The organism is Streptomyces sp. NBC_00038 (assembly GCF_026343635.1).
Classification (GTDB): domain Bacteria; phylum Actinomycetota; class Actinomycetes; order Streptomycetales; family Streptomycetaceae; genus Streptomyces.
In genome coordinates this window covers 62,107-86,454 of record NZ_JAPELQ010000002.1, presented here as the reverse complement: position 1 = coordinate 86,454, position 24,348 = coordinate 62,107, and the positions used below count along the sequence as shown (strand labels likewise).

The 24,348-nt window shown below is 68.4% G+C and carries 20 protein-coding genes and 6 pseudogenes; 7 read left to right on the top strand and 19 right to left on the bottom strand.

All coding sequences use genetic code 11. The annotated features are described in order from the left end of the window. Positions 1–234: 234 nt before the first annotated feature. From OG219_RS43540 to OG219_RS43530, 3 genes and pseudogenes are all read right to left on the bottom strand, one after another. Positions 235–1,075: pseudogene (locus tag OG219_RS43540) on the bottom strand (protein kinase). A 70-nt stretch (positions 1,076–1,145) separates the two neighbouring features. Next, positions 1,146–1,466 (bottom strand): annotated as a pseudogene (locus tag OG219_RS43535) (hypothetical protein); the annotation flags it as partial. A 276-nt stretch (positions 1,467–1,742) separates the two neighbouring features. After that, positions 1,743–1,985, bottom strand: coding sequence for a hypothetical protein (locus OG219_RS43530; RefSeq protein ID WP_266836576.1), 243 nt, complete (start codon positions 1,983–1,985; stop codon positions 1,743–1,745). A gap of 114 nt (positions 1,986–2,099) precedes the next feature. On the opposite strand from OG219_RS43530, the pseudogene OG219_RS43525 reads away from it, so the two are divergent. Continuing rightward, positions 2,100–3,423 (top strand): annotated as a pseudogene (locus OG219_RS43525) (helix-turn-helix domain-containing protein). On the opposite strand, the pseudogene OG219_RS43520 reads toward OG219_RS43525, so the two are convergent. Continuing rightward, a pseudogene (locus OG219_RS43520) lies at positions 3,401–3,706 on the bottom strand (NUDIX hydrolase); the annotation flags it as partial. The pseudogenes OG219_RS43525 and OG219_RS43520 overlap by 23 nt on opposite strands. Positions 3,707–3,760: 54 nt before the next feature. Here OG219_RS43520 and OG219_RS43515 point away from each other — a divergent pair. Further along, a complete protein-coding gene (locus OG219_RS43515) occupies positions 3,761–4,195 on the top strand; it encodes a hypothetical protein (RefSeq protein ID WP_266836574.1) in 435 nt (144 codons plus the stop codon). A gap of 3 nt (positions 4,196–4,198) precedes the next feature. On the opposite strand, the pseudogene OG219_RS43510 reads toward OG219_RS43515, so the two are convergent. After that, a pseudogene (locus OG219_RS43510) lies at positions 4,199–5,130 on the bottom strand (IS5 family transposase). Between the two features lie 241 nt (positions 5,131–5,371). Between OG219_RS43510 and OG219_RS43505 the strand changes: the two are divergent. Further along, the gene (locus OG219_RS43505; protein WP_266836572.1) at positions 5,372–6,091 is read left to right on the top strand and encodes a DinB family protein; all 720 of its coding nucleotides are present in this window, start codon (positions 5,372–5,374) and stop codon (positions 6,089–6,091) included. 303 nt (positions 6,092–6,394) lie between these two features. Here OG219_RS43505 and OG219_RS43500 read toward each other — a convergent pair whose 3' ends face one another. The 11 genes from OG219_RS43500 to OG219_RS43450 form a co-directional block, all read right to left on the bottom strand. After that, complete coding sequence (locus OG219_RS43500; protein WP_266836570.1) at positions 6,395–7,717, bottom strand: MFS transporter; 1,323 nt, start codon at positions 7,715–7,717, stop codon at positions 6,395–6,397. Between the two features lie 63 nt (positions 7,718–7,780). Then, positions 7,781–9,049: an N-acetylglucosamine/diacetylchitobiose ABC transporter substrate-binding protein gene (ngcE, locus tag OG219_RS43495; protein WP_266836568.1), complete on the bottom strand. Its 1,269-nt coding sequence runs from the start codon at positions 9,047–9,049 to the stop codon at positions 7,781–7,783. A gap of 17 nt (positions 9,050–9,066) precedes the next feature. Beyond that, positions 9,067–10,209 (bottom strand): acyl-CoA dehydrogenase family protein, encoded by a 1,143-nt coding sequence (locus OG219_RS43490; RefSeq protein ID WP_266836566.1) that lies wholly within the window; start codon positions 10,207–10,209, stop codon positions 9,067–9,069. After that, positions 10,206–11,003 carry an HAD family hydrolase gene (locus tag OG219_RS43485; protein ID WP_266836564.1) on the bottom strand — a complete coding sequence of 266 codons (798 nt, stop codon included), beginning with the start codon at positions 11,001–11,003 and terminating at the stop codon, positions 10,206–10,208. Before OG219_RS43485 ends, OG219_RS43490 begins: the two co-directional genes overlap by 4 nt. Then, the gene (locus tag OG219_RS43480; RefSeq protein ID WP_266836562.1) at positions 11,000–12,424 is read right to left on the bottom strand and encodes a condensation domain-containing protein; all 1,425 of its coding nucleotides are present in this window, start codon (positions 12,422–12,424) and stop codon (positions 11,000–11,002) included. The genes OG219_RS43485 and OG219_RS43480 overlap by 4 nt, the downstream gene beginning before the upstream one ends. After that, entirely contained in the window at positions 12,421–13,200 is a 780-nt protein-coding gene (locus OG219_RS43475) for a 4'-phosphopantetheinyl transferase superfamily protein (RefSeq protein ID WP_266836560.1), read from the bottom strand. Before OG219_RS43475 ends, OG219_RS43480 begins: the two co-directional genes overlap by 4 nt. After that, positions 13,167–13,925 carry a class II aldolase/adducin family protein gene (locus tag OG219_RS43470; RefSeq protein WP_266836558.1) on the bottom strand — a complete coding sequence of 253 codons (759 nt, stop codon included), beginning with the start codon at positions 13,923–13,925 and terminating at the stop codon, positions 13,167–13,169. Before OG219_RS43470 ends, OG219_RS43475 begins: the two co-directional genes overlap by 34 nt. Further along, positions 13,922–14,632, bottom strand: coding sequence for a dihydrodipicolinate reductase C-terminal domain-containing protein (locus tag OG219_RS43465; protein ID WP_266836556.1), 711 nt, complete (start codon positions 14,630–14,632; stop codon positions 13,922–13,924). Before OG219_RS43465 ends, OG219_RS43470 begins: the two co-directional genes overlap by 4 nt. Then, a complete protein-coding gene (locus tag OG219_RS43460) occupies positions 14,622–14,885 on the bottom strand; it encodes a hypothetical protein (protein ID WP_266836554.1) in 264 nt (87 codons plus the stop codon). Before OG219_RS43460 ends, OG219_RS43465 begins: the two co-directional genes overlap by 11 nt. 57 nt (positions 14,886–14,942) lie before the next feature. Beyond that, positions 14,943–16,385, bottom strand: coding sequence for a class I adenylate-forming enzyme family protein (locus tag OG219_RS43455; RefSeq protein ID WP_266836552.1), 1,443 nt, complete (start codon positions 16,383–16,385; stop codon positions 14,943–14,945). A 3-nt stretch (positions 16,386–16,388) separates the two neighbouring features. After that, on the bottom strand, positions 16,389–17,696 hold the full coding sequence (locus OG219_RS43450; protein ID WP_266836550.1) for a nitroreductase family protein: 1,308 nt from the start codon (positions 17,694–17,696) through the stop codon (positions 16,389–16,391). Positions 17,697–18,434: 738 nt separating this feature from the next. Between OG219_RS43450 and OG219_RS43445 the strand changes: the two genes are divergently transcribed. After that, on the top strand, positions 18,435–18,569 hold the full coding sequence (locus OG219_RS43445) for a hypothetical protein (protein WP_266838000.1): 135 nt from the start codon (positions 18,435–18,437) through the stop codon (positions 18,567–18,569). A 7-nt stretch (positions 18,570–18,576) separates the two neighbouring features. Here OG219_RS43445 and OG219_RS43440 read toward each other — a convergent pair. After that, positions 18,577–18,705, bottom strand: a pseudogene (locus tag OG219_RS43440) (transposase); the annotation flags it as partial. 560 nt (positions 18,706–19,265) lie between these two features. On the opposite strand from OG219_RS43440, the gene OG219_RS43435 reads away from it, so the two are divergent. Next, the gene (locus OG219_RS43435) at positions 19,266–20,033 is read left to right on the top strand and encodes a transposase (RefSeq protein ID WP_266836548.1); all 768 of its coding nucleotides are present in this window, start codon (positions 19,266–19,268) and stop codon (positions 20,031–20,033) included. Between the two features lie 27 nt (positions 20,034–20,060). Here the strand turns inward: OG219_RS43435 and OG219_RS43430 are convergent, their stop codons facing one another. Both OG219_RS43430 and OG219_RS43425 read right to left on the bottom strand, forming a co-directional pair. Continuing rightward, complete coding sequence (locus tag OG219_RS43430) at positions 20,061–20,705, bottom strand: hypothetical protein (protein WP_266836546.1); 645 nt, start codon at positions 20,703–20,705, stop codon at positions 20,061–20,063. A gap of 171 nt (positions 20,706–20,876) precedes the next feature. After that, positions 20,877–22,121 (bottom strand): IS256 family transposase, encoded by a 1,245-nt coding sequence (locus OG219_RS43425; RefSeq protein WP_266836544.1) that lies wholly within the window; start codon positions 22,119–22,121, stop codon positions 20,877–20,879. Positions 22,122–22,345: 224 nt separating this feature from the next. Here OG219_RS43425 and OG219_RS43420 point away from each other — a divergent pair, with 224 nt between their 5' ends. Both OG219_RS43420 and OG219_RS43415 read left to right on the top strand, forming a co-directional pair. Further along, positions 22,346–23,017 (top strand): uracil-DNA glycosylase, encoded by a 672-nt coding sequence (locus tag OG219_RS43420; protein ID WP_266836542.1) that lies wholly within the window; start codon positions 22,346–22,348, stop codon positions 23,015–23,017. Between the two features lie 876 nt (positions 23,018–23,893). Beyond that, positions 23,894–24,250, top strand: coding sequence for a zinc ribbon domain-containing protein YjdM (locus tag OG219_RS43415; protein ID WP_323183370.1), 357 nt, complete (start codon positions 23,894–23,896; stop codon positions 24,248–24,250). The last annotated feature ends 98 nt before the right edge of the window (positions 24,251–24,348 follow it).

Here is a 24,348-nt window from a genome sequence, read left to right as displayed (position 1 = left end):
CGGCCAGTTGCGCGGCAGCACGCGGAGAGGGAACTCTGACTTGGACGGGAGTGCCGCTGCCTGGGGCATCGGCAGAGGGGACGAGGAATTGAACGCCGACAGGCAACGCATCGGTTGGTCCGGCAAGATCTGGCGCGCTTGGCAGTCCCTGCGTGGTAGGGGCTGCTGGTACGTGGTCTTCTGGCCGGACGGCGATGAGCGGCCGTCGTCCTGCGACGGGCCGGGTTTTCGGGATCAGGTCAGGGCTTTCACCACCTCGGAGATGGTGGGCCGATCACCGGCGCATGGCTGAGCATCGCGTTGACCAATTCGCCTAGCTCACCGGGCACTTTCGCGGGCCGACGTCGGCCGTTTGCCACCGCCTCGCGCTGCACAGGTCGCGGAGCGTCGTCTGGGTACTCGACCGCCCGCCAACCCGTGGCGGAGATGAGCAGCGAGGCCCCGAGCGCGTAGATGTCGGCTGCCTGTGTCGGCTCCGCTTCCCCGGTGTCGAGCACTCTGCGCGCGATCTCCGGTGCTTCGTAGTGGACGAGGCAGCCGCGGAATGGGAAGTCGTGTCCCTCGGGGACATGACCGCCGTGGGCAAGGGCGAGGTCGATGAGGTGTGTTCGTTCCGGCCCGATGATGACGTGGGCAGGTTGCACGTCGCCATGTGCCCAGCCCTTGGCGTGGAGTTCGGCCAGCGCCTCGACGCATTCCAGCGCCACGCTGGTGTCCGGCGCGATGGACGAGTCCTTTTCACGGCAGCGCTCTCACAGCCGGTACAGGTCCGGCCCCTCGTGCCACGGCTGGAAGTTCCACGTGCCGTTCTCCAATTCGCCGTACGCGATCCCCCTCGACGCCGAGGCGAAGCAGAACGGCACCTTCGCGCGCGGGTGCGAGCGCGGTCCACGGTTGGGCAGGCCAGTCGGCCGTAGCCTCGATCGGACGGCCGAGCTTCACGGCGGGCGTAGCGGCCCCGGTGGCTCTCCACCTCCCAGACCGTGGAGCCCCGACGGTTGATGACCATGCGCTGAGTCGTGGGCATGAGTGCGTCGAGCACCACGATCGGCAGTTCAGGGGTTGAGCCGGACAACGTCTCTTCTCCTTCCAGGCGAGCGCGGCCGACCACGAGTCCAGGCCGGCCGCGTCGCCGTTGTCGTGTGCTACGCCTGACCGTACGGTCGGCCGCAGTCCGAGTCGCACTGCGCGAGATTCACGCCGTTCACGGTCCACAGGTCGTCGAAGACCATGAACCCGGCCGCCCTCATGGCGCGTGCCGAGGCGGCGACCATCTCCGGGTCGCGGGCGCCTCCGCCCGGCTTCGGGTTGTGGTGCAGGAAACGGCCTGCATACCGCTCGCACAGCGCGGCGTACTCCTTCGTGTGCAGGATGAGCGCGTGGAGGCCGAGGTCCACGTCATCGGACGGGACCATGGGAACGGTGGCGGTGGCTGCGGTGGCGAGGAACGCGACCGCCTGGTCCGAGCTGATCGTTCGCCGTTGCCGTCATGTGCAATCTCCCGGTGTGAGGTGGTGCGTGGCACGGGCATGCCGCTCTGATCGCCGAATTGGGCTCTTCCAGACGATCAGGGGGCAGGTTTGGAGGCCGGCCCCGAACGGGAACGGGGGAGCCGTGAATTGGCACCCGTCCGGGGCGGCCGGTCTACTGGCGGATACCGAGAGTCGCGCCGATCACCAAGCCGCACGAACCGCTGATGCAGATGATGAAAGGGACTCCCGCGTACCGGCCGATGGCGCGCATCACAACCCACCCAGACTGTTGCCGTTCTTGATGGTCAGACGTGCGCTCAGTTCCTCCCGCGCACTGAGCGCCACCACGTAGTCCGGAATGGCATCCCACTCCAGGCCGCCACGGATCGGCCGCATCTGCACACGGCCCCCGCACTCGCCCATGACGACGCCGATTCGGTCCCTGATGCTGTCCTTGGCCAGTTCACTGATGCCTGGACTGGTCTGCTGATTGCTCGCCATGCACACGAGCATCGCGACCCGGGCACCCCCGTCAAAAGGTCAGGCTGATTACCCAACTTGGGCGACATCGCGGGAAGTAGAGAATCAGCGACGTTGCGTAGCCCTCGCAGTGTGGGAGCTTGCGCGATGCCCGACGCCGACCGGCCGCAGGAACTGCCTGCCAGGCTGCTTACCGATCCTGAGATGATCAAAGCGTGCCGGGTACGGGACTTCGGCAGAGTCTTCCGACTGGTCAAGACCAGGGCGGGCATCTATCCGTCGATGATCGCCAGGCGATGCGAGCTGACACCCAGCAGAGTCGGTGAAGTGATCGCCGGGCGACGTCAGTTGCTGCACATGGACGTCGTCGAACGCATCGCGGACGACTTGCGCATCCCAGGGCACATGCTCGGGCTTGCCCGTCGTCCTTGGGAGACACCCCAGGCTCTCGTGGTCACCGAGCGGCAGGCACCGCAAGCGCCGGAGCCAGAACAGCAGACCCCCGCGTCTCTGCCGGGGCCGGACGTAGACAGCATCCTGGCTCTGGCCACACGAACGAGCCTCAGCACAGCCAAACTTGAAGCGTTCCGATGCTCCATCGAGGACTACTGGCGACGGGACGACCAGCACGGCGGCGAGGCTCTGAGGCCCGCCATCGTCGGTCAGCTCCGGCATGTGGTGGGGCTGTTGAAGGAGAGCCGACCGCCGTCGATCCAGAACGGCCTGTACGGAATTGCGGCCGAGTTGGCGCGCCTCACCGGCTGGACCTACTTCGACGCCCGCCAGTACAACCAGGCCCGCGCGTACGTCACCGAGGCCCTGCAACTGGCCAAGGAGATCGACGACCGGCAGTTCATGGCCAACGTCCTGGCCTGCATGAGCTTGCAAGCCACGTACCAGGACAACCCGGGGGACTCTCTGGCACTAGTGACCGCCGCCCAGCTCTCGGCACCACGCCGCGCGTCATGTCGATGCTGTCCATACGTGGAGCCTTCGCCCATGCCACCCTCGGCAACCGGGACTCCACTCACCGGGCGATCGGAGAAGCGCACCGCCACTTCGAGCAGATCGAGGCGAATGACCCGGACCCGTCTTGGGTCACCTACTTCGACGAGCTGAAGCTCATAGTGGACACCGGCATTGCTCACGGACGACTGGGGAGGCCGCGACCGCAGAGCCCTTGATCGCGGATGCTCTGCGACGGGAGAACAGCACCAACCACCGTGGGCGCGCGTTTCACGCGTTCTGGTTGGCTCGTATGCAACTGGACCAAGGCAAGCTTGCCCAGGCGTGCCACACCGCCACGCAGGCTCTGGAGCCCGCCTCGGCGGTGTCCTCCGAGCGAGTGTCGGGCCATCTCCGGGAGTTCTACGAGCAGTTGGCGCCGCACAGGCGGGAGCCCGTAGCCCTGGCCTTCGAGGTACGGCTACGGGAACTCCTCCCACCGGTCAGCGGCTCGCTGCGTCCATGAGCACGTAGAGGAGGCCGACGAGGGATCCGCTGCTCACGATCTCGCGGCGGTCGATCATCCCGCGTATCTCGCTGAGGGGGATCCACTCGATGCGGTCGGACTCGTTCTTCTCCGTGGGCGGGCCTTCGTAAGTCGCGCCGTCCGCGCGGAAGACGCGGTGCTGGGAGTCGGTGATGCCGTTGGCCGGCTCGGCGTAGATCAGGGGCTTGATGGGACCGGGGCGCCAGCCCGTCTCCTCCAGGACCTCACGGGCCGCAGCCTCCTCCGGGGACTCACCCTCCTCGAATAGGAGCTGTCCGGCCGATCACGGTCGTGAGCGGTCCGGCATGATGCTCGGGTGAGCATCACCGTCGAGTTCTTCGCGGCTCCGGATGACGCGTCAGCGGCTCTGGTTCTTCAGACCGGGCCGCGACGCACATTCGAGTCGCTCTCCTTCGGTAACTTCGATCCCGAAGAGGGTGTGGTCGAGTGGGAGTGCCTTCTCGCCGGCGGCAGTTTCGAGGAACTCGTCAAAGTCGGCGAGCCTCGTATCGTCGCCGACCAGGGCGATGGCGGATGCATCGTGTTCGCGATCTCGCCTCGCCTGTCCGCAGCACTCGCCGAAGCTGAGCGGTCCAAGTTGAAGGATGCCGCTGTCGCTTGGTCCTTGCAGCGCGCGGAGGACGGTGAGGTCATCGACACTGAGATCGCCTTCGTGATCCTGAGTGATCTGGCTGCTCTCGTCAGCAGCGCCCGACGCCAGGGCCAAGGTGCCTACTGCTGGGTCGCGTAGGGGTCATGTTCGGAGCCAGATCGCGGCGGACGCCGCGGTGGCGGTACCGAGGAAGACGTAGCCGCGCTTGTCGTAGCGCGTGGCGACCGCTCGGGACTGTTTCAGATGGTTGATCGCGCGTTCGACGGTGTTGCGTTTCTTGTAGCGGTCCTCGTCGAACCCGGGCGGTCGTCCGCCACGTGACCCTTTGCGCAGACGGGCGGCCTGACTGTCGCTCTTCTCCGGGATCGTGTGGCGGATGCCCCGCCGTCTCAGGTACTCGCGAATAGGGCCGTTGCTGTATGCCTTGTCGGCCGCGAGGCTGTCCGGCTTCACGCGTGGCCTTCCCGCGCCGGATCTCGGGACGCGGATCTTCTCCAGCACGGCGATGAACTGAGTGCAGTCAGCCCGCTGGCCTGGAGTGACGATCAAGGACAGGGGGCGGCAACAGCCGTCTGCGCTCAGGTGGAGCTTGCTGGTGAACCCGCCCCGCGAACGGCCCAGGCCCTCACCTCCAGCACCACCTCCACCGGGCGGGCGACGAGGCTCTGCACGGCGTCTCGCCCTGGTGTTCCCTCTCTTCGGCCCCCTTTGAGCCGAGTGCCGACGGTGGATCGGTGGGGGCGCCCGCCGCATGCTGGTGCGCGCGGACGATGGTGGAGTCGACCGAGATGTCCCAGTCGAACTCCCCAGTCGCGTCGGCCTCATCCTGACCCCGCTGGTAGCAGACGTTCTCAGGTGCCGTCGCCCGACCACGGGCGATGGCGCTCATAAACGGTCTGCCACGGTCCGAACCGTTCGGGCAGATCACGCCACTGCACCCCGGTCCGTACCCGATGCAGAATCCCGTTGATCACCTGCCGATGATCCCGCCACCGGCCACAACGCCCATTGCTGACAGGCAGGAACGGCCGCAGCCGTTCCCACTCGGCATCCGTCAGATCACCCCGCCCCATTTCCACATCAACGACCCCGACAAGCAGCAGTCACATGATCGGCCGGACAAGTCCTAGCCCTTTCCGGCCTGAGCTTGAGCAGGTCGCGTGGAGGGAGGGCACGGCCTGAACGAGTGCGGTGATGCCGGCGATCCGGCACCGCTTCGTGGGCGGAGGAAATCGGTCGCGCCCCGTGAGACGAGCCGTTAACTTCCCCCTGAGCGCAGTCAGGTACGAGACGCGACCGCGAAGGGAACCGGGCATGGAGACAGAGGACGCGCGTACCGACCGCTTGGGCCTATTGCTCGACCAGTTCGACCGTGCCAGGGAGATGGCGCAGGTGCGGCTGGCGGGTCTCAGCGACGAGGAGTACCTGTGGGAGCCGGTGCCCGGTTGCTGGTCGATCCGGCGGCGGGGCGAGGCGGCGACGCCCAGGGCGTTCGGGCCGGGGGAGTGGGTGCTCGACCTGGGCGCCGCGGACATCCCGGCGAACGAGTACGCCGAGGTTGCCCGGCAGGCTGCCGGTGGCATGACCGTTGCCAAGATCGCCGATGACTGGAGCGTGAGTGTCGAGCGGGTCGAGCAGATCCTCGCGCACACCGGTGCCCCGGAGCCCGACGCGGCGCCGGTCACGACCATCGCGTGGCGGCTGGGGCACCTGCACTACTGCTTCGCGGGCGGATGGGAGTGGACCTTCGGTGAACGGCGCCAGGAGCCGAAACTGCTGGTCGACTTCACCCCTTCCGCCGCGTTGGCACTCGAGCGGTTCTGGGCGGTGATCGACCGCTGGCGCGACAGCGTCGCCACCCTCACCGACGAGCAGCTCGATACGGTCGGCTTTTCGCAGTACCCGTACGGTTCCGACCCCGATGACCCCTACGTCGACGTGCTGTCGGGGACCAACCTCGAATTCATCCACCACATGGCCGAGATCGCGTTGCTCCGCGACCTGTGGGGAGCCCGCTTCTCCGTTGCCGGGTAGGCGCCCCCGTTCCGCGAGGGTGTTCAAGTGGCGTTTCCGATCCGGACGCAGGTGAGGCGTGCAACCCGCAGCGTGAGCCTGTCAGTTGAGCTGACATTGCAGTGAACCGCCGGCGGATGGGTTTTCGACCAAGAAACCCTTCGCCGGCGGGCACCTCACCGCGCGCCCGACCCAACCTCCTGGCCAGTCGTCTGCCGATGCCATCGCCGCCGCTACGAATGCAAGCCCGAGCGGTCGCGGACCATTTGACGGACACCCTCGACGCCGACGGGCCCAATGCGTCCGGTCGGTGGGACGGCCCCGCTACGCGGCCGCCTTCACCGCCGCACTCTTCCCGCCCTCCCCCTGCCGGGACCTCCTGACCGACGACAGGGCGAGCAGCAGTGCGGGCAGCACGACGACCGCGGCGATGACGTTGAGCGTCGGGAAGCCGAAGTTGCCGACGATGACGCCGGAGCACGCGCTGCCCAGGGCTCCGCACAGCAGCATCAGGGTGTCCGAGCCCCCCTGGGCGAGCAGCCGGTGCTCGGTGGTCACCGACTCCGACAGGAGTACGGAGCCGGTCACCATCACGCAGGACCAGCCGAGCCCGAGCAGGAGCAGGCCCGTTGCGGAGGACCAGGACACGGTCGCCGGGGACGTGCCAAGGACCAGGAGCGAGACCAGGCTGAGCAGCAGCCCGACCACGAGGGTCGAGGGACGTCCGATTACGTCGGCAAGCCAGCCGAAGACCGGCGAGAACCCCGACATGCCCGCCAGATGCAGGCTGAACGCGAGCCCGACCCAGCCCATCGACATCCCCGAGTGACTGATGTGCAGCATCGTCATCGCCATCAGCGACACCATCACGAGGTGGCTGGTGGACAGGGCCACCAGGCTCAGCCTGGCGTCGGGGGCGGCGAAGGTGCTGAGCGGGGCGATGCGCCGGGGCTTCTGCCGCTCGCCGGGCGGTTCGAGTCCTTCCCTGGAACGCAGCAGCGGATCGGGCCGCAGCCAGATCCCGATCATGCCGACCGCGATCAGGAAACCGACCAGAGCGAACAGGAAGTTGCCCGAGAGATCCGGTATGTCCAGGGTGTCGTCGACGGCCGCCGCCACGCCGGACAGGTTCGGTCCGGCGATCGAACCGATCGTCGAGGCCCAGAGAACGAAGGAGACCGCGCGGCCCCGTTCGCTCTCCGCGGCCAGGTCACCGGCGGCGAACCGGGCCTGCAGACCCGCGACTTGGGCCGATCCGTAGAGAATCATGCCCAGGACGAACAGCCAGAAGTTCGAGGACAGCGCGGCGGCCACACACACCGCCGCCCCCACCGCGCCCACCAGATAACCGGACATCAGCGCGCGCCTCCGGCCGTACTGGTGGGCCACGGCCGCCAGGATCGCCGCGGCTGCGGCGGAGCCCAGCGTCGAGGCAGTCAGCTCCAGCCCGACCAGCTCCGGGGTGCCGGCCAGTTCCACCGCCATCAGTGTGGCGACGCCGAAGCCGGTCGCGACCCCGACCCCCGCCACGATCTGGGTCAGTGCCAGGGTGCGCACGGTGCGCCGCTGGAGCCGGTCGCGGCTCACGTCCCCGGTCCCGTCCTTCGCCTCACTCGTCGAGCTGGTCCTGTCGTCATGCGCACACATGATGGCTCCGGTTTTCGACGTTCAGTCCGGGCACGGCCCCATCGAGGGGCCGTGCCCGGGCGATCAGCGCGGGTACTTGGCGATGCTGGTGTCGGCGGCGATGAGGTCGGACTCCCGCTGGCAGCGGATGCTCCACTCCCGCGGCGTGATGTCCCCGGTCATCAGCTCGGCCGTGACGCGGCCCAGCCCCTTGTAGAGGTCCCGGTAGCGCAGGTGGAAGCCGATGGCGAAGGTGTTCTCGCCGGCCCGTTCGATCACGTCGCGGACCACGCCGAGGCTGCCGCCGGGCGGCAGGCCGTCCGCTGCTCCGGCCACCACACTGAGTTCCTCCGTGCTCTCGGAGAACGTGCGGGCGACCCGCCGCGAGGTGATGATGCGCAGCAGCTCCAGGCCCCCGTTGGGGTTCTTCGCCTTGGTCGGCACCATGAACGGCTCACCGGCGACCGCCATCACCGCGTCGTAGGGGAGGGCGTTGGCCGTGCCGATGCTGGGCACGGGTGCCAGCCGCATCTCGAAGCCCGCGGGGGTGATGCCGCGCATCTCGCTCTCCAGCCAGGAGCCGCAGGGGATGAACGCCGCCTTGCCGCGTACGAACTGCTCCTGGGCCTCCATGTACGTCATCCGGGAGGTACCGGGCAGGATGTAGTCCCGGCGGACCAGCTCGTACATCGCCTCGGCCGCGGCGACGACCGCGTCCGCCCGCCACGCGTGCGGTTCCAGATTGTCGATGTCACGCACGATGTGCGGTCCGGCGAGCTTCGTCGCCATCGACAGCAGGACCCGGAAGAGCGGTGCCAGGAAGTCACCCGCGTACGTCCACGGTGCGATCCCGGCCTCCTTGATCTCGGCGCACAGCTCCAGCATCCCCTCCCACGTCCGGGGGTACTCCCAACCGTGCTCGGTGAAGAGGGACTTGGCGTGGAACAGATCGAACACCTTGTAGGCGTAGTTGATCGCGTAGCAGCGCCCGCCGAAGGTGGTCATCTCCAGCGTGCCGGGCAGCAGCGACTCGGCGACGGTCCGGCTGGGATCGTCCACCGACGGGGATTCGAGCAACGGGGTCAGATCGGTGAGCTGGCCCTCGTTGGAGAGCCGGCCGAGGTCCATCATGGCCAGGCCGGACGAACTCGCGATGTCCGGCGGGTTCCCGGCGGCGAACCGGGGCTCAAGGGCGGCGGGTACGTCGTTGACCCCGGTGTGCAGGATCTCGGAGCCCGGAAAGCGCTCCCGGTAGATCGACTCCGCGAGCCTGATGAAGGCGTCGTCGTATCCGGCCTTGTGCGCCACGACCTCCAGAGGCGCGTTCGCAGGTGCCTCGAACAGATTGCCCATGCCGCCTTCTCCCGTTCTCACAGTGCGCCCGAGATGACGACGCGCTGGATCTGATTGGTGCCTTCGACTATCTGGAGCAACTTCGCTTCCCTCATCCAGCGTTCGACCGGATGGTCCCTGACGTATCCGTAGCCGCCGAGGACCTGGACCGCGTCGGTGGTGACGCGCATGGCCATGTCCGTGGCGAACAGCTTCGCCTTGGCCGCCTCGACGGAATGGGGTTTCCCGTGGTCCCGGAGCCGGGCCGCGGTCACCACCAGGGCCCGTGCCGCGGAGATCTGGGTGGCCATGTCCGCGAGCATGAAGCCCACCCCCTGGAAGGAGATGATGGGCTGGCCGAACTGCTCACGTGACTTGGCGTACTGCGTCGCGTAGTCCAGCGCCGCCTGGGCCAGTCCCACCGCGCAGGCCGCGTTGGACAGGCGCCCGACGTCGAACGCGTTCATCGCGAGGAGGAATCCCTTGCCCTCCCGGCCGATCAGCCGGTCGGCCGGGACCCGGGCCCCCTCGAAGACCATCTGGGCGGTCGGGGACGAGGAGACGCCCATCTTCTTCTCGCGCCGCTGCGGCAGCACACCCGGTGTGCGGGCGTCGACCGACAGGCACGACAGGCCGCGGGCACCAGGGCCGCCGGTGCGGCAGTAGACGGTGTAGAAGTCCGCGACCCCGCCGTGCGTGGTCCAGGACTTCGTGCCGTCCACCACATAGGCGTCGTCCTCACGGACCGCTTTGGTCGTCACCGAAGCGGCGTCCGAGCCTGCCTGTGGTTCCGACAGACAGGTGGCACCGAGCAGTTCACCGCCGAGCATGTCCGGGAGGTGGCGCTTGCGCTGCTCCGGCGACCCGTGGTTCACCATTCCGTAGCAGGACAGCGTGTGGACGTACACCGACTCGGCCACGCACAGCCACCGCTGCGCGAGGACCTCCAGGACCTGCACGTACACCTCGTACGGGACCCCTCCGCCGCCGTACTCGACGGGGTAGGGAAGTCCCAGGAACCCGGAACGCCCCAGCGTCCGCAGGACCTCTCGAGGGAACTCCGAGCGGGCTTCGAACTCGTCCGCACGCGGCGCCAGTTCACGGTCCGCGATGTCGGTCGCCAGCCCGAGCAGGTCCGTCGCGTCCTGCGAGGGCAGGATCCGTTGCACCTTCGCCGTCACAGCGCCACTGCCTCTCCGACGATACGTTCCAGTACGACCGCCACTCCGTCGTCGTCGCAACCGGGCGCCACCTCATCGGCGAGCGCGTGGAGTTCGGGCCGGCCGTTGGCCATCATCACGCCGTGCCCGGCCCACGCCAGCATCGGCAGATCGGCCTCGGCGTCACCGAACGCGACGACCTCCAAGGGGTCGATTCCTCGTGCCTCGCAGAGCCGTCGCAGGGTGGCGACCTTCGTCACTCCGGGGGCGACGAGGTCGACGAACCCCCTGCCGTGGTGGGCGACGTCCGCGAGGCCGTCCAAGGCCAGTGCCACTTCGTCGGGCCGGTGTTCGCCGAGGCTGTCGCCGACCGCCCACATCTTCAGGACGGGTTCGTCGATGAGCAGCGGGTCGGCGTGGAAGGAGGGGCCGATCAGGAGCCTGCCGGGATATCCGGGCTGGTAGCCGAGCGGTCCCGACCGCAGGGCCCAGCCGAGGTGCAGGCCGGGGAAGCTTTCGGCGACCCGCCGGGCGATCTCCACCGAGACCGCAGGAGCGAGCGTGCTGCTCCAGGTCAGGGCTGTGGACGGCAGCGTGTGGACGGCCGCGCCGATGCAGCACACCGCTTCGCCGGTCAGCGCCAGATCGGACACGAACCCCTCGATGGCGGCGGAGTGCCTGGCGGTGACGAAGACGATCTCCACGCCCGCCTCCTGCGCCTGCGCCACCGCGGTCCGCGTCCTCGCCGAGATCGAGCGGTCCGAGCGCAGCAGGGTGCCGTCCAGGTCCACGGCGGCCAACCTGAATCCGGTCATGACCGGCCCGCCCGCACGTCGAACAGCTCGTGCACCCGGGTCGCCGGACTCCCGGTGCCGACCGACAGAACCCGGTCGAGGTCGGCGAGGAAGTCCTTCGCCCAGGCCTCGCCGTAGCGGTCGCTGCGGTAACGGAACTCGAGGGAGACCCCGTTGGGACGGCGGAAGCCCAGCACCCGCAGCCCGCCCCTGGGGACCTCCGGCGTGGGCAGCGTGACCCGCCGTACTGAGAGCCCCGGTGGCTGGGTGAAGGCGTCCATCGCGTAGTCGAGTACGTCGAAGTTGAGGTACGAGGGCATGCCGCCCGGGTCGCCGTAGCGCGCGCCGTACTGCGGGTGCCCGAGTTCCTTCATGATCAGGGAGTGCGGGATCCGCTGGTGCCGCATGGCGTTCCAGAGTGTGCGTCCCACCAGGCCGACCAGGTCCGAGAAGGGTGTGGACCCGTCGAACGTGGTGCGGAAGGTCGCCACGGTCGCCAGGTAGCCGACGAGGTGTTCCGTCTCGGGTCGGGTCCTGTTGCCCAGAGAGCCGAACAGGGCGACTGTGCCTGCTGCCTCGTCGCCCACGGTGTCGAGCTTCCGCCGCCACACCGTGGCCTTCACCGCGGCCCCGACCACGGAGATGAGGCTGGTGCCCAGGGATTCCGCGAACGCGTCGATCGCCTTGGTGCGCTCGGCGTCGATGAAGGTCGACAACTTCACCAGCCTGGGCGGCCCTTCGACGCCGCCCGCCGGATCGACCAGCCCGGACGAGGGGATGGGGTCGATGCCGTCGAACTGCTTGCGCCAGTAGCCCATCAGCCGTTCCAGCACCGGGCCCCGCAGGTAGTTGCGCTCCCATGCGGCGAAGTCGGGGAACTGGACCGGGAGTTCGGGAAGCTCCGGTTCCTGCCCGGCGGCCAGCGATGCGTACAGGGCGAAGAGTTCGCTGATCAGGGTGCGCACCGACAGGGCGTCGATGTTCACGTGGTCCATGGTCATGCACAGCACGTGGGTGGTCTCGTCGACCCTGACCACCATCCGCCGGAACAGCGGCCCGGTGGCGAGTTCGAACGGCCGGCAGGCGTCCTCGGCCAGCAGGGCGAGAGCGCGGTCCATGCGCTGGTCGGGTGCGGTGTCCTCGACCGACACCACGCGCAACGGCTCTCCCAGGTCGGGCAGCACCTCCAGTGTGTGGCCGGCCGGGTCGACCGGGAAGCGCAGGCGGAGTGACTCGTGCCGGTGGCCCAGCGTCTCCAGGCAGCGTTCGAGCAGAGGGACGTCCAGGGGTCCCTCGAAGACCAGCCCGACGGGGATCTTGTTGTTGACCAACTGCACGTGCCGGCCTGTTTCGAGCCGTTCCTCCTGGGTGAAGGAGACGGGAAGCCGCCCATCGCGTGCCGTTGGGGTGATCAGCAGCGGTGATGCTTGCGGGGTGGTCACGGTGTCCTTTCGGCTGAGAGAGCTGAGAGAGCTGAGAGAGCTGAGAGAGCTGAGACAGCTGGGGGAGGTGGGGGAGGTGGGGGAGGTGGGGGAGGTGGGGAAGCTCCGGGGCCGACGGTCAGGACGTGCACCGCGCGCGGCGCGCCGGGCGGATTCGACACGGCGACGGCGACGAGATCCCCTGCGAACGGGGGCAGTACCCGCCACGCGTAGTCGCGCCACCGGCCGGCCAGTTGGAACGGGATGACGGGCACCCGCCCGGGACGGAACCCGATCCCTTCCCCACACGCCTTCAGGCACGACTCCTGCACCGTCCAGATGGAGGTGAACGCGCGTGACCGCAGGGCCTCGGGGAGCACCGCCATCCGCTCACGGTCCTGCGGGCGGCAGCAGCGCCGGATCAGGCCGAGGCTCGGCAGGGCGGGCGTCTGCACGTCCACCCCGACGTCCCGGCCGGCGGCCACCGCGACCGCGACCGCGTTCCCGCTGTGCGAGATGCTGACCCCGATCCTGGCGTCCGCGAGGAGCACCGGCTTTCCCCTGGCGTCGGCCCGTACGGGGGCAGCCGCGTACTCCGGGCCGAACATGCGGCGCAGGGCCCAGCGCAGCAGGCCCCGCCCCTCCCGGTAGTCCTGAGTCCCCGCAGCGGGACGGCCGCGCAGCCCCTCCCGGTCCGCGTCGGTCAGCGGGGCATCCGAGAACGTGCCCCGCCTGGCGAGCGCGACCTGGATGTCAGGCGCCCTCACGCCCGCGGCCAGGCGGAGGTCTCCGGGCACGCGCGGCGTACCCGGCGCACGCTGTGGTCCCAGTAGGACCGCACCGACAGGTCCGCGTAGATGAAGTCCCGCTTCAGCTGGACGTCCTGGAGGCTGGAGGAGGTGTATCGCGCGCCGCTGCTCTCGGCGAGGAGTTGCAGACGGCAGGCCCGCTCCAGCACCGTCGCGAAGATCGCCGCGTGCCGGACGCTCTTGCCGACCACGACTCCTCCGTGGTTGCGCAGGAACACCCCGTTGCCGTCCCCCAGAGCCCCGGCGATCGAGTCCCCGGTCTCGATGTCCAGCACCGTGTTGCTGGTGGTGGTGAACAGACCGGTCCGGCCCGCGAACCAGGCGCCTTCGTGGGAGACCGGCCGCAGTTCGAGGTCGGTGGCGCCGAAGACCAGCGTGTGGGGCGCATGGGAGTGGACGATGGCGTTCACATCAGGCCGTGCCCGGTAGACCGCCTGGTGCAGGGGGAGTTCGGGTGGCGCGAGGGCCGGCGCGGGCCGGGTGTGATCCACGTGGGCCTGGACGATCTGTTCCGGTGTGGCCTCGTCGAAGCCGCACAGGGCGTTCTTGATGAAGAAGGTGTCCGACCCCGGTGTACGGGCGGAGATCTGCCCCTGGTTGAAGTCGTCGTGTCCGTCGAGCGACAGCATGCGCGCGCCCAGGGCGATCTGGGTGAGGAGCCGCTGACGGGTCGTCGGGGCCGGGTCCGTCCCGGTGGTCACAGTCACAGTCATCGGTACTCCGCTGCGTGGTGGTGGAGCAGGTCGTCGTAGACCGCGTCCATGGACTCCATTCCTGCCTTCCTCCGGTGCACCCAGCGCGCCGCTGTCACCGCTCCGGCCGCCGCCGCCTCCAGCGAGCCGACGGAGTGGCACAGCGACAGGGTCTCGGCCTGCCAGGTCCACATCACCTCGTGGTCGCTGACCGGCAGGCCGCTCCGCAGTGAGCTGATGTCGTCGGGTTCGCCGCCGCTCAGCGCCGACCAGGTGCGGCCCAGCTCCACCGCGGTCGCGCTGGGCCGGTGCGCCTTGGCCACCGGATGGCGTTCCCGTACGCTCGCTCGCGGCCTGAGAGCCTCGGGCAGGGCCGCGACCTCGCGGAGCAGCCGGGTCTGGAGGTAGTGGCCGAGCGAGAGGTTCGCCGCCCGGACCACCGATACCGTCCGGGCCAGCGTGTTGAGCTCCGCCCACTGCCGGTCGTCAAGGTTGGACACGCACTCGATCAGCGCGGTCCGGTTGCGCTCGCAGTACTCGCGTACCTCGTCCTGCGCACCGGGGCCGCTGGCGTCGATCACGACGTCGGGTGTCCCCTCGGCCTGCCAGCCGTGCCGCGCTCCGGTGAGGACGACGCACAGGCCCTCGGCTCGGGCGTGCCCGGCGACGGCGGTGCCCAGCCGCCCGGTGCCGATGACGCCGACCGAGGGTCCCGGCTCAGGCCTCAACCGAGTCCATCCCCTTCCGTACGAGGGGGACCAGGGTGTCCAGGCTCTCGAACAGCTCGTTGCCGGCGTCGGGATCGATGTACACCCCGAGGTCGTTCTCGATCGCGTCGATCAGCCGCATGTACGAGAGGGAGGAGTAGTTGAGGCCGCGCAGCGCCCCGTTGGCGTCGGCGATGTCCGCCTCGGTGATGTTGCCGTCCCCCGACTCGATGACGAGCGCGACCAACCGGGCACGCAGAGCGTCGTCGTTCATGTCTGTTCTCCTTGTGTCTCTTGCAGAACCACGGTCAGGAGCTGCACCGGGTCACGGTCACCGGTGGTGCTGGGCGGTGAGCTCGCGCAGCGCCGTCCGGGAGGGCTTGCCGATGGAGTTGACCGGCAGCCGGTCGAGCACGAGGATGCGCGTCGGCACCTTGAAGGCGGCCAGTCGCCCCAGGCAGTGGGCCCGCACGGCGGCGCTGTCCAGCGACGCCTCTCCGGTCACCGCGGCGGCCACCAGCGCGTCACCGTGCTGGTCGGTGTCCTCGAACACCACGACCTCGTGGACGCCTTCGGCACCGCGCAGCGCGTCGGCCACCTCGATGGGGTCGACCTTGCGGCCCCCGACGTTGATCGCCCGGCCGGTGCGGCCGGTGATCTGCAGGATGCCCTGGTCGAGGTAGCCCTCGTCACCCGTCCGGTAGCGGCCCTGCGCGTCCAGCCTGGACTCGAAGACCCCCGGTGCGTTGAGGTAGCGCGAGCCCATGGACTGGCTGACGACATGGATCGGTCCCGGGCTGTCCGGGGTCCCGGCCCACAGGGTGACGCCCGGCAGTGCGGTGCCGAGCCCGTCGAGGCCCTCCCCGTCCTGCGCGAAGGTCAGCGGCCCGGCCTCCGCCACACCGTAGTAGTTGCGGATGACGACCCCGGTACGGGAAGCGAAGGCTTCCTTCGTCTCCGGGCGCAGCGGTGCCCCGGAGGAGATGGCCACCTCGATCCGCCGTGCCACGTCCTCCGCCAGGCCGCGGCGCAGAACCGACTCGTACAGGGCCGGGAAGCCGACCAGCCGGGTCGCTTCGACGGACTCGATGAGCCGGGCTATCCGGCCACCGGTGGGCAGCCCCCGGCTGAGATGCAGCGAGGAACCCGTGAGAAACACCGACAGCAACGAGGTGTTGAAGGCCAGCCCGTTGGACAGCCCGGCGAAGCAGGCGACCCGGTCGTCCGCGCCCAGGCCAGTGCCCTCGGCCCAATTCGCCGCCGCAGCCGAGACGGCGGCGCCGGAGAACTCGATGCAGTTCGGCTTGCCTGTCGTGCCGGAGGTGAACCGGCACACCTCCGTGTCGTCGAGCAGCTTCGGGCGGTCAGCCACCGCGGACAGCCGGCCGACGTGCAGCGTGCCGCACCCGGCGGCGAGCGGCTCCCAGAGGACGGGTAGCGACTCCCCGTCCGGAGGCGCGTCGTGCACGAGGAGATCGAGCCCGCAGTCCTCGGCGATCAAGGAGAGTTCAGGGGCGCCGAAGCTGGAGTCGATGAGGAAGGGGACGTCCCTGGCGAGCAGCACCGCGACGTAACACACCACGTATTCGGCCGAGTTCGAGGCGACCAGCCCTACCCGGGACGGGGCGTCGCCGCGCCGGAGGCGATGGAAGGCGTCGGCGGTTTCGGTGGCCCGGGTGAGCACCTCGCCGTAGGTGAGCTCGGTGTCCGGGTCGGTCACCGCGACCCTGGAGGTATGACGCCGGCCCGCTTCGCTGAAGAGATTGCCCAGCATCGTTCACTCCTCGCTCTGCGCGTAGGCGACGGGCATGCGGTCCCACTTGACCCCGCCGAGCCCCGTGGCACCCAGGGAGAGGATGTAGACGGGGTCGTGGCCCTCGGGCAGCCCGGAGGCAGTCCGCCACAGTGCGGCGTCGAACCCGCCGACCGCGGTGACGCCCAGCCCGGCGGCGGTGGCACCGAGGTAGAGGAGGTGGGCCGTGCCACCCGCCCGGAAGAGCAACTCCCGCATGTACGTGGACCGGTCGGTCACCAGGTCCGCCCGCGGCGCGTGGAACACCACGAACGCTGCGGCGTGCCTGAGGTGTTCCTGCTGCATGCACGCTCGGACGATGAGGTCGCCGTCCGGCACCTGAGCCACCTGGGGAACCGTCCCGCCCGACAGCCGGAACACCCTGGCGGGCGCCCCTTCCACCGAACGGGCCAGCACGGTCACACCGAGCTCGCTGCTCGGCGGGAGATCCGTGCGCAGCGCCGCTCCCGCCGCTGCCAGTGTCTGATCCAGTACGTCGGCAGGCACGGCGTACGACACGTACCGCTTGCTCGATCTGCGCTGGCGGGAGAGCTTGGTCCACCGTTCCGTGGACAGGTCGGGAGCCGCGCCGGCCGACGGGCCCGGGTGCGTCAGAGGCTGCGTTCCCGGGACGGGCGCGGGATCCTCGTCGCCCGAGAGCATGGGCAGCAGCGACTGCCAGCAGACCTGCTCCATCCAGGAGGGTCCCTCGGTGTCGGGACCCGCCGCATGCACACTCCAGCCGTCGGGGAGTGCCACGTCGCCGGTGGCGTCGAGACGCAGCACCGAGTGGATCTCGCGGCAGCGGTCCACCAGACCGAGGAGCGCTTCCAGCGGGCGGCGGTCGAACCGCAGCAGGAGTTCGGTGCCGCGCCCCTGGCTCGTGCCGAGCGCATTCACCGCCATGTGGGCGGCGTCCAACTGGGTGTAGAGGTAGCCACGGTCCGCGTATTTGCGCATGGACAGCCACGGCCGGGTCACCAGCACCAGCAGCGCACCCCCGGGTTCCGGCGGGTCGATGCCGGCCCGCAGGCACTGGTCCCGCACCGATGTCTCCCCTGCCCCGATGCGCCAGCACCGTCTGCGTACCGGGTCGACGCCGAGCACCTCGCCCGCCTCGGTCCCGCGACCCGCGAGGACGACGTAGAACTCGTACGGGTAGATCGCCCCGGCCGAAGGCACGGCCCGCTCCCCACCGCCACCGAGTGCCACCGATCCTTCGACGGCCTGCAGTGCGGCCGCCAGTCCCGCCGACGAGGCCATACGTTTGTCGAGCCGGGTTTCGGGCGACACCAGCGTCATTCTTCCCCATAGGCTCTCTCGCCCGGAATAATCAATTCCAGGGCGCGCTAAAGCCTCCTGATTGCGCATCAAGTCGTGCTCCTACGTCCGTCACGGTTCGATGAACAGCAGGACGACAGAAAAACAATGTAAAGAGTCGCCCGTATCTTTGAGTGATCGCAAGAAATTGACGGCAACGAAAGATCCACAGGACTGAAAGCGCTGTTCACGCGCCGAACTCCCCCGTGGAGCAGGCCGATTGGTATGGACCAGCCAAAAACGTAGCACGGCCCACTCGAGCCCGGCCACCCCGTGCGCATCAGATGAGACATCAGGGCCGAATACACGAGCCGCATTCGACCATCGCTCAAGTCGTAGGACAGGTGCCATCGACTGCGGATGTCTGCGCAGATGTAGGGCGTTCTCCTTAAATATGGGTGCGATATCTCCGAGCGCAATGAGTTCAGGAACATTCCGTTTCGGGCGGTACGCAGAGCAAATAGCGACCCCGTGAAATGCGACGCCCGCGGCCCGGACGGGGGTGCCGCCAGGGACCTCGCGGTTTCCCATTGCCCGGCGCCGGGTGCGGCCCGACTCGTCGGTCGTGAGGTTCCGGATCCGGCTCTGCGGTGTGACGCGCAACGGCCGTCTTCGGCCCGTTCGGCATCGCGCGAGAGCGGATCGCGTGACCCGCGGAAGGGGGTCGGTGGGGGTCGGTGTCGCGGTTCGGACAAGCGCACCTGGGGAGCGATGAGTTCGCGGCGGTTGCTCAACTACGGGGGCGCGGTGGTGCTGTGTGGCGGTGGCCGGCCTGGTCTGACCGTGCTGGACGAGGCGTTGGGCGGCGCGCTCAGTGTCGCGACCGGTCAGTGGGACCCGTGCTGAACCTCGTGGGAGCCATGCCAGCGCAGGAAGCCAAGTGGGCGCCGGTGGGGAACGCGCTGCCGTTGCCCACGGTGGCCAGAATGCGGGCCCCGTTCCTGACGGCGACTCCCGGCATGGACGTCAGGACCCGGGCCACGACCAGGACATGGAAACCGGGATGACGGCCTCCGCGGAACCCGAGGGGACCGCAGCTCCGGCCGAGATTGAGGAGGCGGGGTACGCCGACGACGGACACAGTCACTGAAGCCGGACTCGGGGAGGTCTTCCCGGGAGCGGACGCTTACTGGGTACCGCCGTGCTTACGAGCGGGTTGGGTGGCCACCATGGGCGGAGTGGTCCCCAGGTTGGTGCGGCGAACGCACGGTGGCGTCGGTGCGTCGGGAACGATCCGCTGCGGCGACGCCGCCCGGCCGCCTGGTGAAGGTGACAGAGACGAGCCGGTGCACCGCGGCCCTGATCGGGTGGGTCACGAACCGCCGCCGCCCTGACGTAGCGTCAGCCCACTAGTCTCGAAACAGGCGAGCTGACCAGGAAAAAATGGAGAAGCGCAACTGGAGTACAGCCGGAAGAAGGCTCGGCCAGCTCGTTCCTCACTCGATGCTCCTGGCCATCGTCTTCACTAGTGACCGGAAACCCCGTCATCATGACGACTAAGGGTGTCCCGCAACTGCTGGCCACGGGTGAGATGATCTTGGTGTGGCTGGTGTGATCACGGCGTCAGAGCCGTCGTGGATACGTCCGTTCACCGGGCTGAGCCCGCGCTGCTTCGGCAAGTTGGTGACAGCGGTACAGCGCGAGAGTGCAGCCGAACCACGGACGGGCCGTCCATGGGGCCTGTCGCTTGAGGACCGTATTCTCTTGGTCGCGGCTTACTGGCGCACCAACTTGCCCCTGCGCCAACTGGCCCTGTTGTTCGGGGTTTCGAAGTCGGCGGCCGACCGGATCATCGACCACATCGGCCCTCTGCTGGCCTTGCCGGCGCGACACCGGTTCGCGAGGGGCACTGTGCTGATCGTGGACGGGACGTTGGTGCCCACCCGCGATCACGCGGTGGCCGAGCAGTCGAAGAACTATCGGTACTCCACCAATCACCAGGTCGTCATCGATGCCGACACCCGCCTGATCGTTGTGGTCGGACGGCCGCTGCCGGGCAACCGGAACGACTGCAAGGCTTGGGAGGAATCGGGGGCCAAGACAGCGGTCGGTCGGACGGCCGTGTTAGCTGACGGCGGCTATCCAGGGACCGGATTGATCATGCCGCACCGCCGCACCCAGGGCGAGGAACTGCCCGGCTGGAAGCGGGAGCACAACCGCTCACACAAGCAGGTCCGTGCACGAGTGGAGCACGTCCTTGCCCGGATGAAGACCTGGAAGATCCTCCGCGACTGCCGGCTCAAGGGCGACGGTGTCCACCACGCCATGCGCGGCATCGCCCGCCTGCACAATCTCAACCTTGCTGGATAGGACCATGGCCGAATTCAGGCAGGTCCCTCACCCGTGTCCGCCAGCGGAGCGCGGCATGTGCCGCGGCCACTGCGCGCCCACCTGTTCCACAACAGCGGCCCGGAACGTTTCCAAAAGGACGCATCCGGGATACGTCCCAAACGCTCCGTACTTCCAGCGGTAGTAGCACGACCAGTAGCTCACCACGCGCCGCTCCGTGCGCGCGAAGAAGGCCGGATTCCGAGCGATGAACTCGCCGTACAGTCGGCGCTGGGCCGAGCCGGGGACCGTGAGTCCGGGAAGACCCCGGCCGATCGCCTCAAGGATCTCCAGCACGTATTCGCCGGCCAACTGCACCACGAACGGGACCACCCACGGCTCGCCCGACGCCACAATCTGCTCAAGGTGCCGCTGGCGGACCCGGCCATCACTGTGCCGGGAGTACAGGCAGTGCAAAATCACCTGCTGGGTTCCGGCCAGGGCCCGCTCCAAGTCGGCGCCCGGCTCCGCGTTATAGATGCGCGAGGGGATGACGACGGTCTCGCCCTGCACGTCGACCTCGAAGGGGCTCGTCGGCGGGAGCCTGGCCTCCGGCAGGACCGCCAGGACACTTTGCACGTCACCGGCAAGACGGGTCGGAAACGCTGCCACCAGGGCATGGGCGACGTTGGACGGATCCCGAGGCAGCTGCACAACAGGAGGATAGGCAGCGAACCTCTCGGTCTCTCAACCGCCCGCCTCGACGTTGCGGGACAGCCCTTAAAGGCAATGCTGTTGCTTTAGTTGGCGGAATATTTTGTTGGCAGGGCGTCGGGGGTGGTGCGGGTGGTGGAGAGCGTGGTCATGTCCCGCTGGGTGGTGTAGTCACGGCAGCTGTTTTGATTCCGGTTGTGGGGTGATCTGCGGTTCGGGCGGGGTTGGCTGGGTGGTGAAGAGCTCGGCCATGGAGGCTTCGGAGAGGTAGCGGCGGTCGAAGACCTGCCATTCGTCGTGGAGTTCGGCCAGCACCGCGGCAGCGAGCCGGTCCAGGGCGGCGGGGTTGGGGAAGACCTGGACGACGTCGGCCCGGCGTTTGATCTCCCGGTTCAGCCGCTCCAGCGGGTTGGTCGACCAGATCTTCTTCCAGTGCGCCGGCGGGAAGTCCGCGAAGGCGGTGATATCGGCTGCGGCGTCCAGCAGCATCGTCTTGACTTGTGGGAACTGCCGTCCGAGCATGTCGGCGACCACGTTCAGCTGGGTGCGCACCTGCTCGCCGGTGGTCTGCGCGAAGATGGTGCGGATGGTGGCGGCGACCATCTCCCCGGAGCCCCTCTCGATCACCGAGAACACGTCCCGGACGAAGCGAACCCGGCACCGTTGCCAGGCCGAGCCGAGGAAGACCGTGCGGATCGCGGCGACCAGGCCGCTGTGGCTGTCGGAGATGACCAGCTGGACGTTCTCGAGGCCGCGGGCCCGCAGCGAGCGCAGGAACTTCGTCCAAAACGGCTTCGACTCACTGTCGCCGACCATCAGCCCGAGGATCTCGCGGTGCCCGGTCGCGGAGATCCCGGTCGCGATGACCACAGCCTGCGAGGCGATCCGGTGATTCACCCTCGCCTTGCAGTAGGTGGCGTCCAGGAACACGTAGGGGAAGACGGTGTGATCCAGCGGCCGTTCCTTGAACGAGGTCAGTTCCTCGTCCAACTCGCCGCAGATGCGGGAGACCTCGGACTTGGAGATCCCACTGTCCGCACCAAGTGCTTTGACCAGGTCGTCGACCGAGCGGGTCGAGACCCCGTGCACGTATGCCTCCATCACCACGGCGAACAGCGCCCGGTCGATCCGACGTCGGCGTTCCAGCAGCGACGGGAAGAACGACCCGCTGCGCACCTTCGGGATCTTCAGGTCCAGGTCACCGGCCTGCGTGGTCAGCAGCTTCTCCCGGTGACCGTTGCGCCACGTCGTGCGCGTCTCGGTGTGCTCACGCGGCCCGGCACCGATCACATCGGTGGCCTCGGTCTCGATCAGCTCCTGCAGAATGCGCTCACACACCACCCTGATTGCTTCAACTCCCTCGGCCCGACGTAGTGACTCCAGTAGCCGCATCAGCTCAGACTGGGACAAGGCCATCGCGTGCTCCTCCGGTTGAACTGCCCGTTCACCAGGGAGACTTGCGCGATGGCCTGCCCTTGTTCAGGGAGCATGCGCCGTCAGCGGATGCACACCCCGAGCAGACACCCGCGCGTTCCGGGACCCTGCTCGGCTACACCACTTCACGGGACGCGATCGGAGCGGGACCGTTGGACTGCAGGCGGCGGCCGTTGATGTCAGAGGGCCCTGGCACACTGCGGGCCATGACTTCACGCGATCGTTTTCGTTCCACGGCCCTTCGGGCACTGCGCGATCCCGACGCGCTGAGTGCCCGACTGCAGGCTGTCCGAACGGAACCTTCTGCGCTTCCCTTGAACGACGGGGTGGATAGGCTGCGCGGTCGGCTTGGTGAAGGCGAGTCTGTGCCGTGGTTCGACCCCGCTTCCGGTGGAATCGAGGCCCGTAGCCTGTTCCTCCTGGAGGCGCCGGGCCAGAAGTCTATGGGGGCGGGGGCGGCCTTGCGCCGTACCGGCAGCGGCATCATCTCCATCGACAATGGCGACCCGACGGCACGCAACTGCTGGATGCTGCGCGCCGAAGCGGGTCTGCCGTACTGGGAGTCCCTGCACTGGAACATCGTGCCCTGGTACCTGGGCACCGCGGATCGCATAGCCGCCCCCGGGCAGACGGAGATTCAGCGTGCGGCGCCCTTTCTGCACGAGGTGATCTCCATGCTTCCCGCGCTGGAGGTGGTCGTGCCCATGGGACGCAAGGCGCAAGCTGGCTGGGCGACTTACCAGGAGCGGTACGCGCCGAAGGTGCACACGCTTCCCACCTGGCACCCCAGCCCGCGGGTGTTTGCCTCCCGTCCCGCTGCCCGCCAGGAGATCCTGGATGTTCTTCGCCGGGCGGCGGAACTGCTGGGCGCCGGCTGATGGCCGACTGGTCGCAGCGGTCGACGGTGCTGGCCCGGAACTGATACATCGTTGTGGCCCCGAGTAGCGACGGCGGTGTGGGGTTCCGTGGCCGCCGGCGCTGTGGCCTGCGCGAGCGGGGCACGGATCCGATGCGCCGATGGACCGCGAAGAGCACGAGCAGGCATCCAGCCAGGTCGGTGCCTGGGCCGTTGACTTGTGAGGTGTCTGCCCCTACGAGTACCCGCGAACTGCCGACCCGGGGCAGGCAAAGGCTGAGGCATCTTCAGGCTGGGCGTGATCGGAGACGTCAGTCAGCTGCTCTGGCCCGCGCGGCCAGAGCAGCACCAGAGATACCCGCCTACGGGTGTTGGCGGAGCGAACTGTCACCCGTCGTTGTCAGTGGGGGGGGGTGACATGATGCGAGGTCATGGCAGCGAGAGACGACAGTGACGAGGCGTACGTAGTCGGCCTGTGCGATCAGGTAGTCGGCGAGACCGCCTTGACTCAGCACAAGTTCGACTGGCTGAGAGGGATGCCGGGGTCGGCGGCTGGCGGTCAAGCTGCCGGTTGACGCCTATTGGCCCGGCCACCAGCTCGTGTTCGAATACCTGGAACTGCAGCACGACCAGCCCATGCCCCACTTCGACAAGCCGGACAGACTCACCGTCAGTGGCGTTCACCGGGGCGAGCAACGGGCGCTGTACGACGCCCGCCGCCATACGGAGATTCCCGCTCACAGACTGTGGTTGCGGTTGCGGGATATCGGCCTGCCAACAACAACGACCAGGCACCCTCCTGCTGGCTGGTCTGCCGGTTCGCGCTGTGCCCAGGGCGGTCACCCGTGGTCCCTCTTGTCCCGTCGGGACGGAGGCCGAGGCCGGATACGCTGGCGGGGTGATCGAGAATCTTCCTCCCTGCCCGAAGTGCTCGTGCGAGTACACCTATGAGATGAACGCCCTAGTGGTGTGCCCGGAGTGCGGCCACGAATGGGTGGCTGCCGAGGGCGGCGCGGATTCCGGCGCGTCCGAGGAGCGGGTCGTCAAGGACTCCGTCGGCAATGTGCTGCAGGACGGCGACTCCGTGGTCGTGGTGAAGGCGCTCAAGGTCAAGGGGAGCCCCTCGGGGATCAAGGCCGGGACCAAGGTGCGCAACATCCGGCTGGTCGACGGAGCCGACGGCCACGACATCGACTGCAAGATCGACGGTTTTGGGGCGATGCAGCTCAAGTCGAGCGTGGTCAAGAAGGGCTGACCCGCCCGCCCCGCTCGCCAGGGCGGCCCGGCAGTAGTCGGATGCTGAATTGCAAAATTTCGCAATTGGTTAGATGCTGTGTTGGCTGTAGTCGCAGG

Bases quoted from the DNA above. Each gene is read 5' to 3' on its own strand.
- OG219_RS43445 (WP_266838000.1), top strand. From the start codon at position 18,435: ATGAGTTCGCGGCGGTTGCTCAACTACGGGGGCGCGGTGGTGCTGTGT.
- OG219_RS43460 (WP_266836554.1), bottom strand. From the start codon at position 14,885: ATGAACGACGACGCTCTGCGTGCCCGGTTGGTCGCGCTCGTCATCGAG.
- OG219_RS43500 (WP_266836570.1), bottom strand. From the start codon at position 7,717: ATGTGTGCGCATGACGACAGGACCAGCTCGACGAGTGAGGCGAAGGAC.
- OG219_RS43485 (WP_266836564.1), bottom strand. From the start codon at position 11,003: ATGACCGGATTCAGGTTGGCCGCCGTGGACCTGGACGGCACCCTGCTG.
- OG219_RS43470 (WP_266836558.1), bottom strand. From the start codon at position 13,925: ATGACTGTGACTGTGACCACCGGGACGGACCCGGCCCCGACGACCCGT.
- OG219_RS43425 (WP_266836544.1), bottom strand. From the start codon at position 22,121: ATGGCCTTGTCCCAGTCTGAGCTGATGCGGCTACTGGAGTCACTACGT.
- OG219_RS43530 (WP_266836576.1), bottom strand. From the start codon at position 1,985: ATGCTCGTGTGCATGGCGAGCAATCAGCAGACCAGTCCAGGCATCAGT.
- ngcE (WP_266836568.1), bottom strand. From the start codon at position 9,049: ATGGGCAATCTGTTCGAGGCACCTGCGAACGCGCCTCTGGAGGTCGTG.
- OG219_RS43420 (WP_266836542.1), top strand. From the start codon at position 22,346: ATGACTTCACGCGATCGTTTTCGTTCCACGGCCCTTCGGGCACTGCGC.
- OG219_RS43455 (WP_266836552.1), bottom strand. From the start codon at position 16,385: ATGCTGGGCAATCTCTTCAGCGAAGCGGGCCGGCGTCATACCTCCAGG.
- OG219_RS43505 (WP_266836572.1), top strand. From the start codon at position 5,372: ATGGAGACAGAGGACGCGCGTACCGACCGCTTGGGCCTATTGCTCGAC.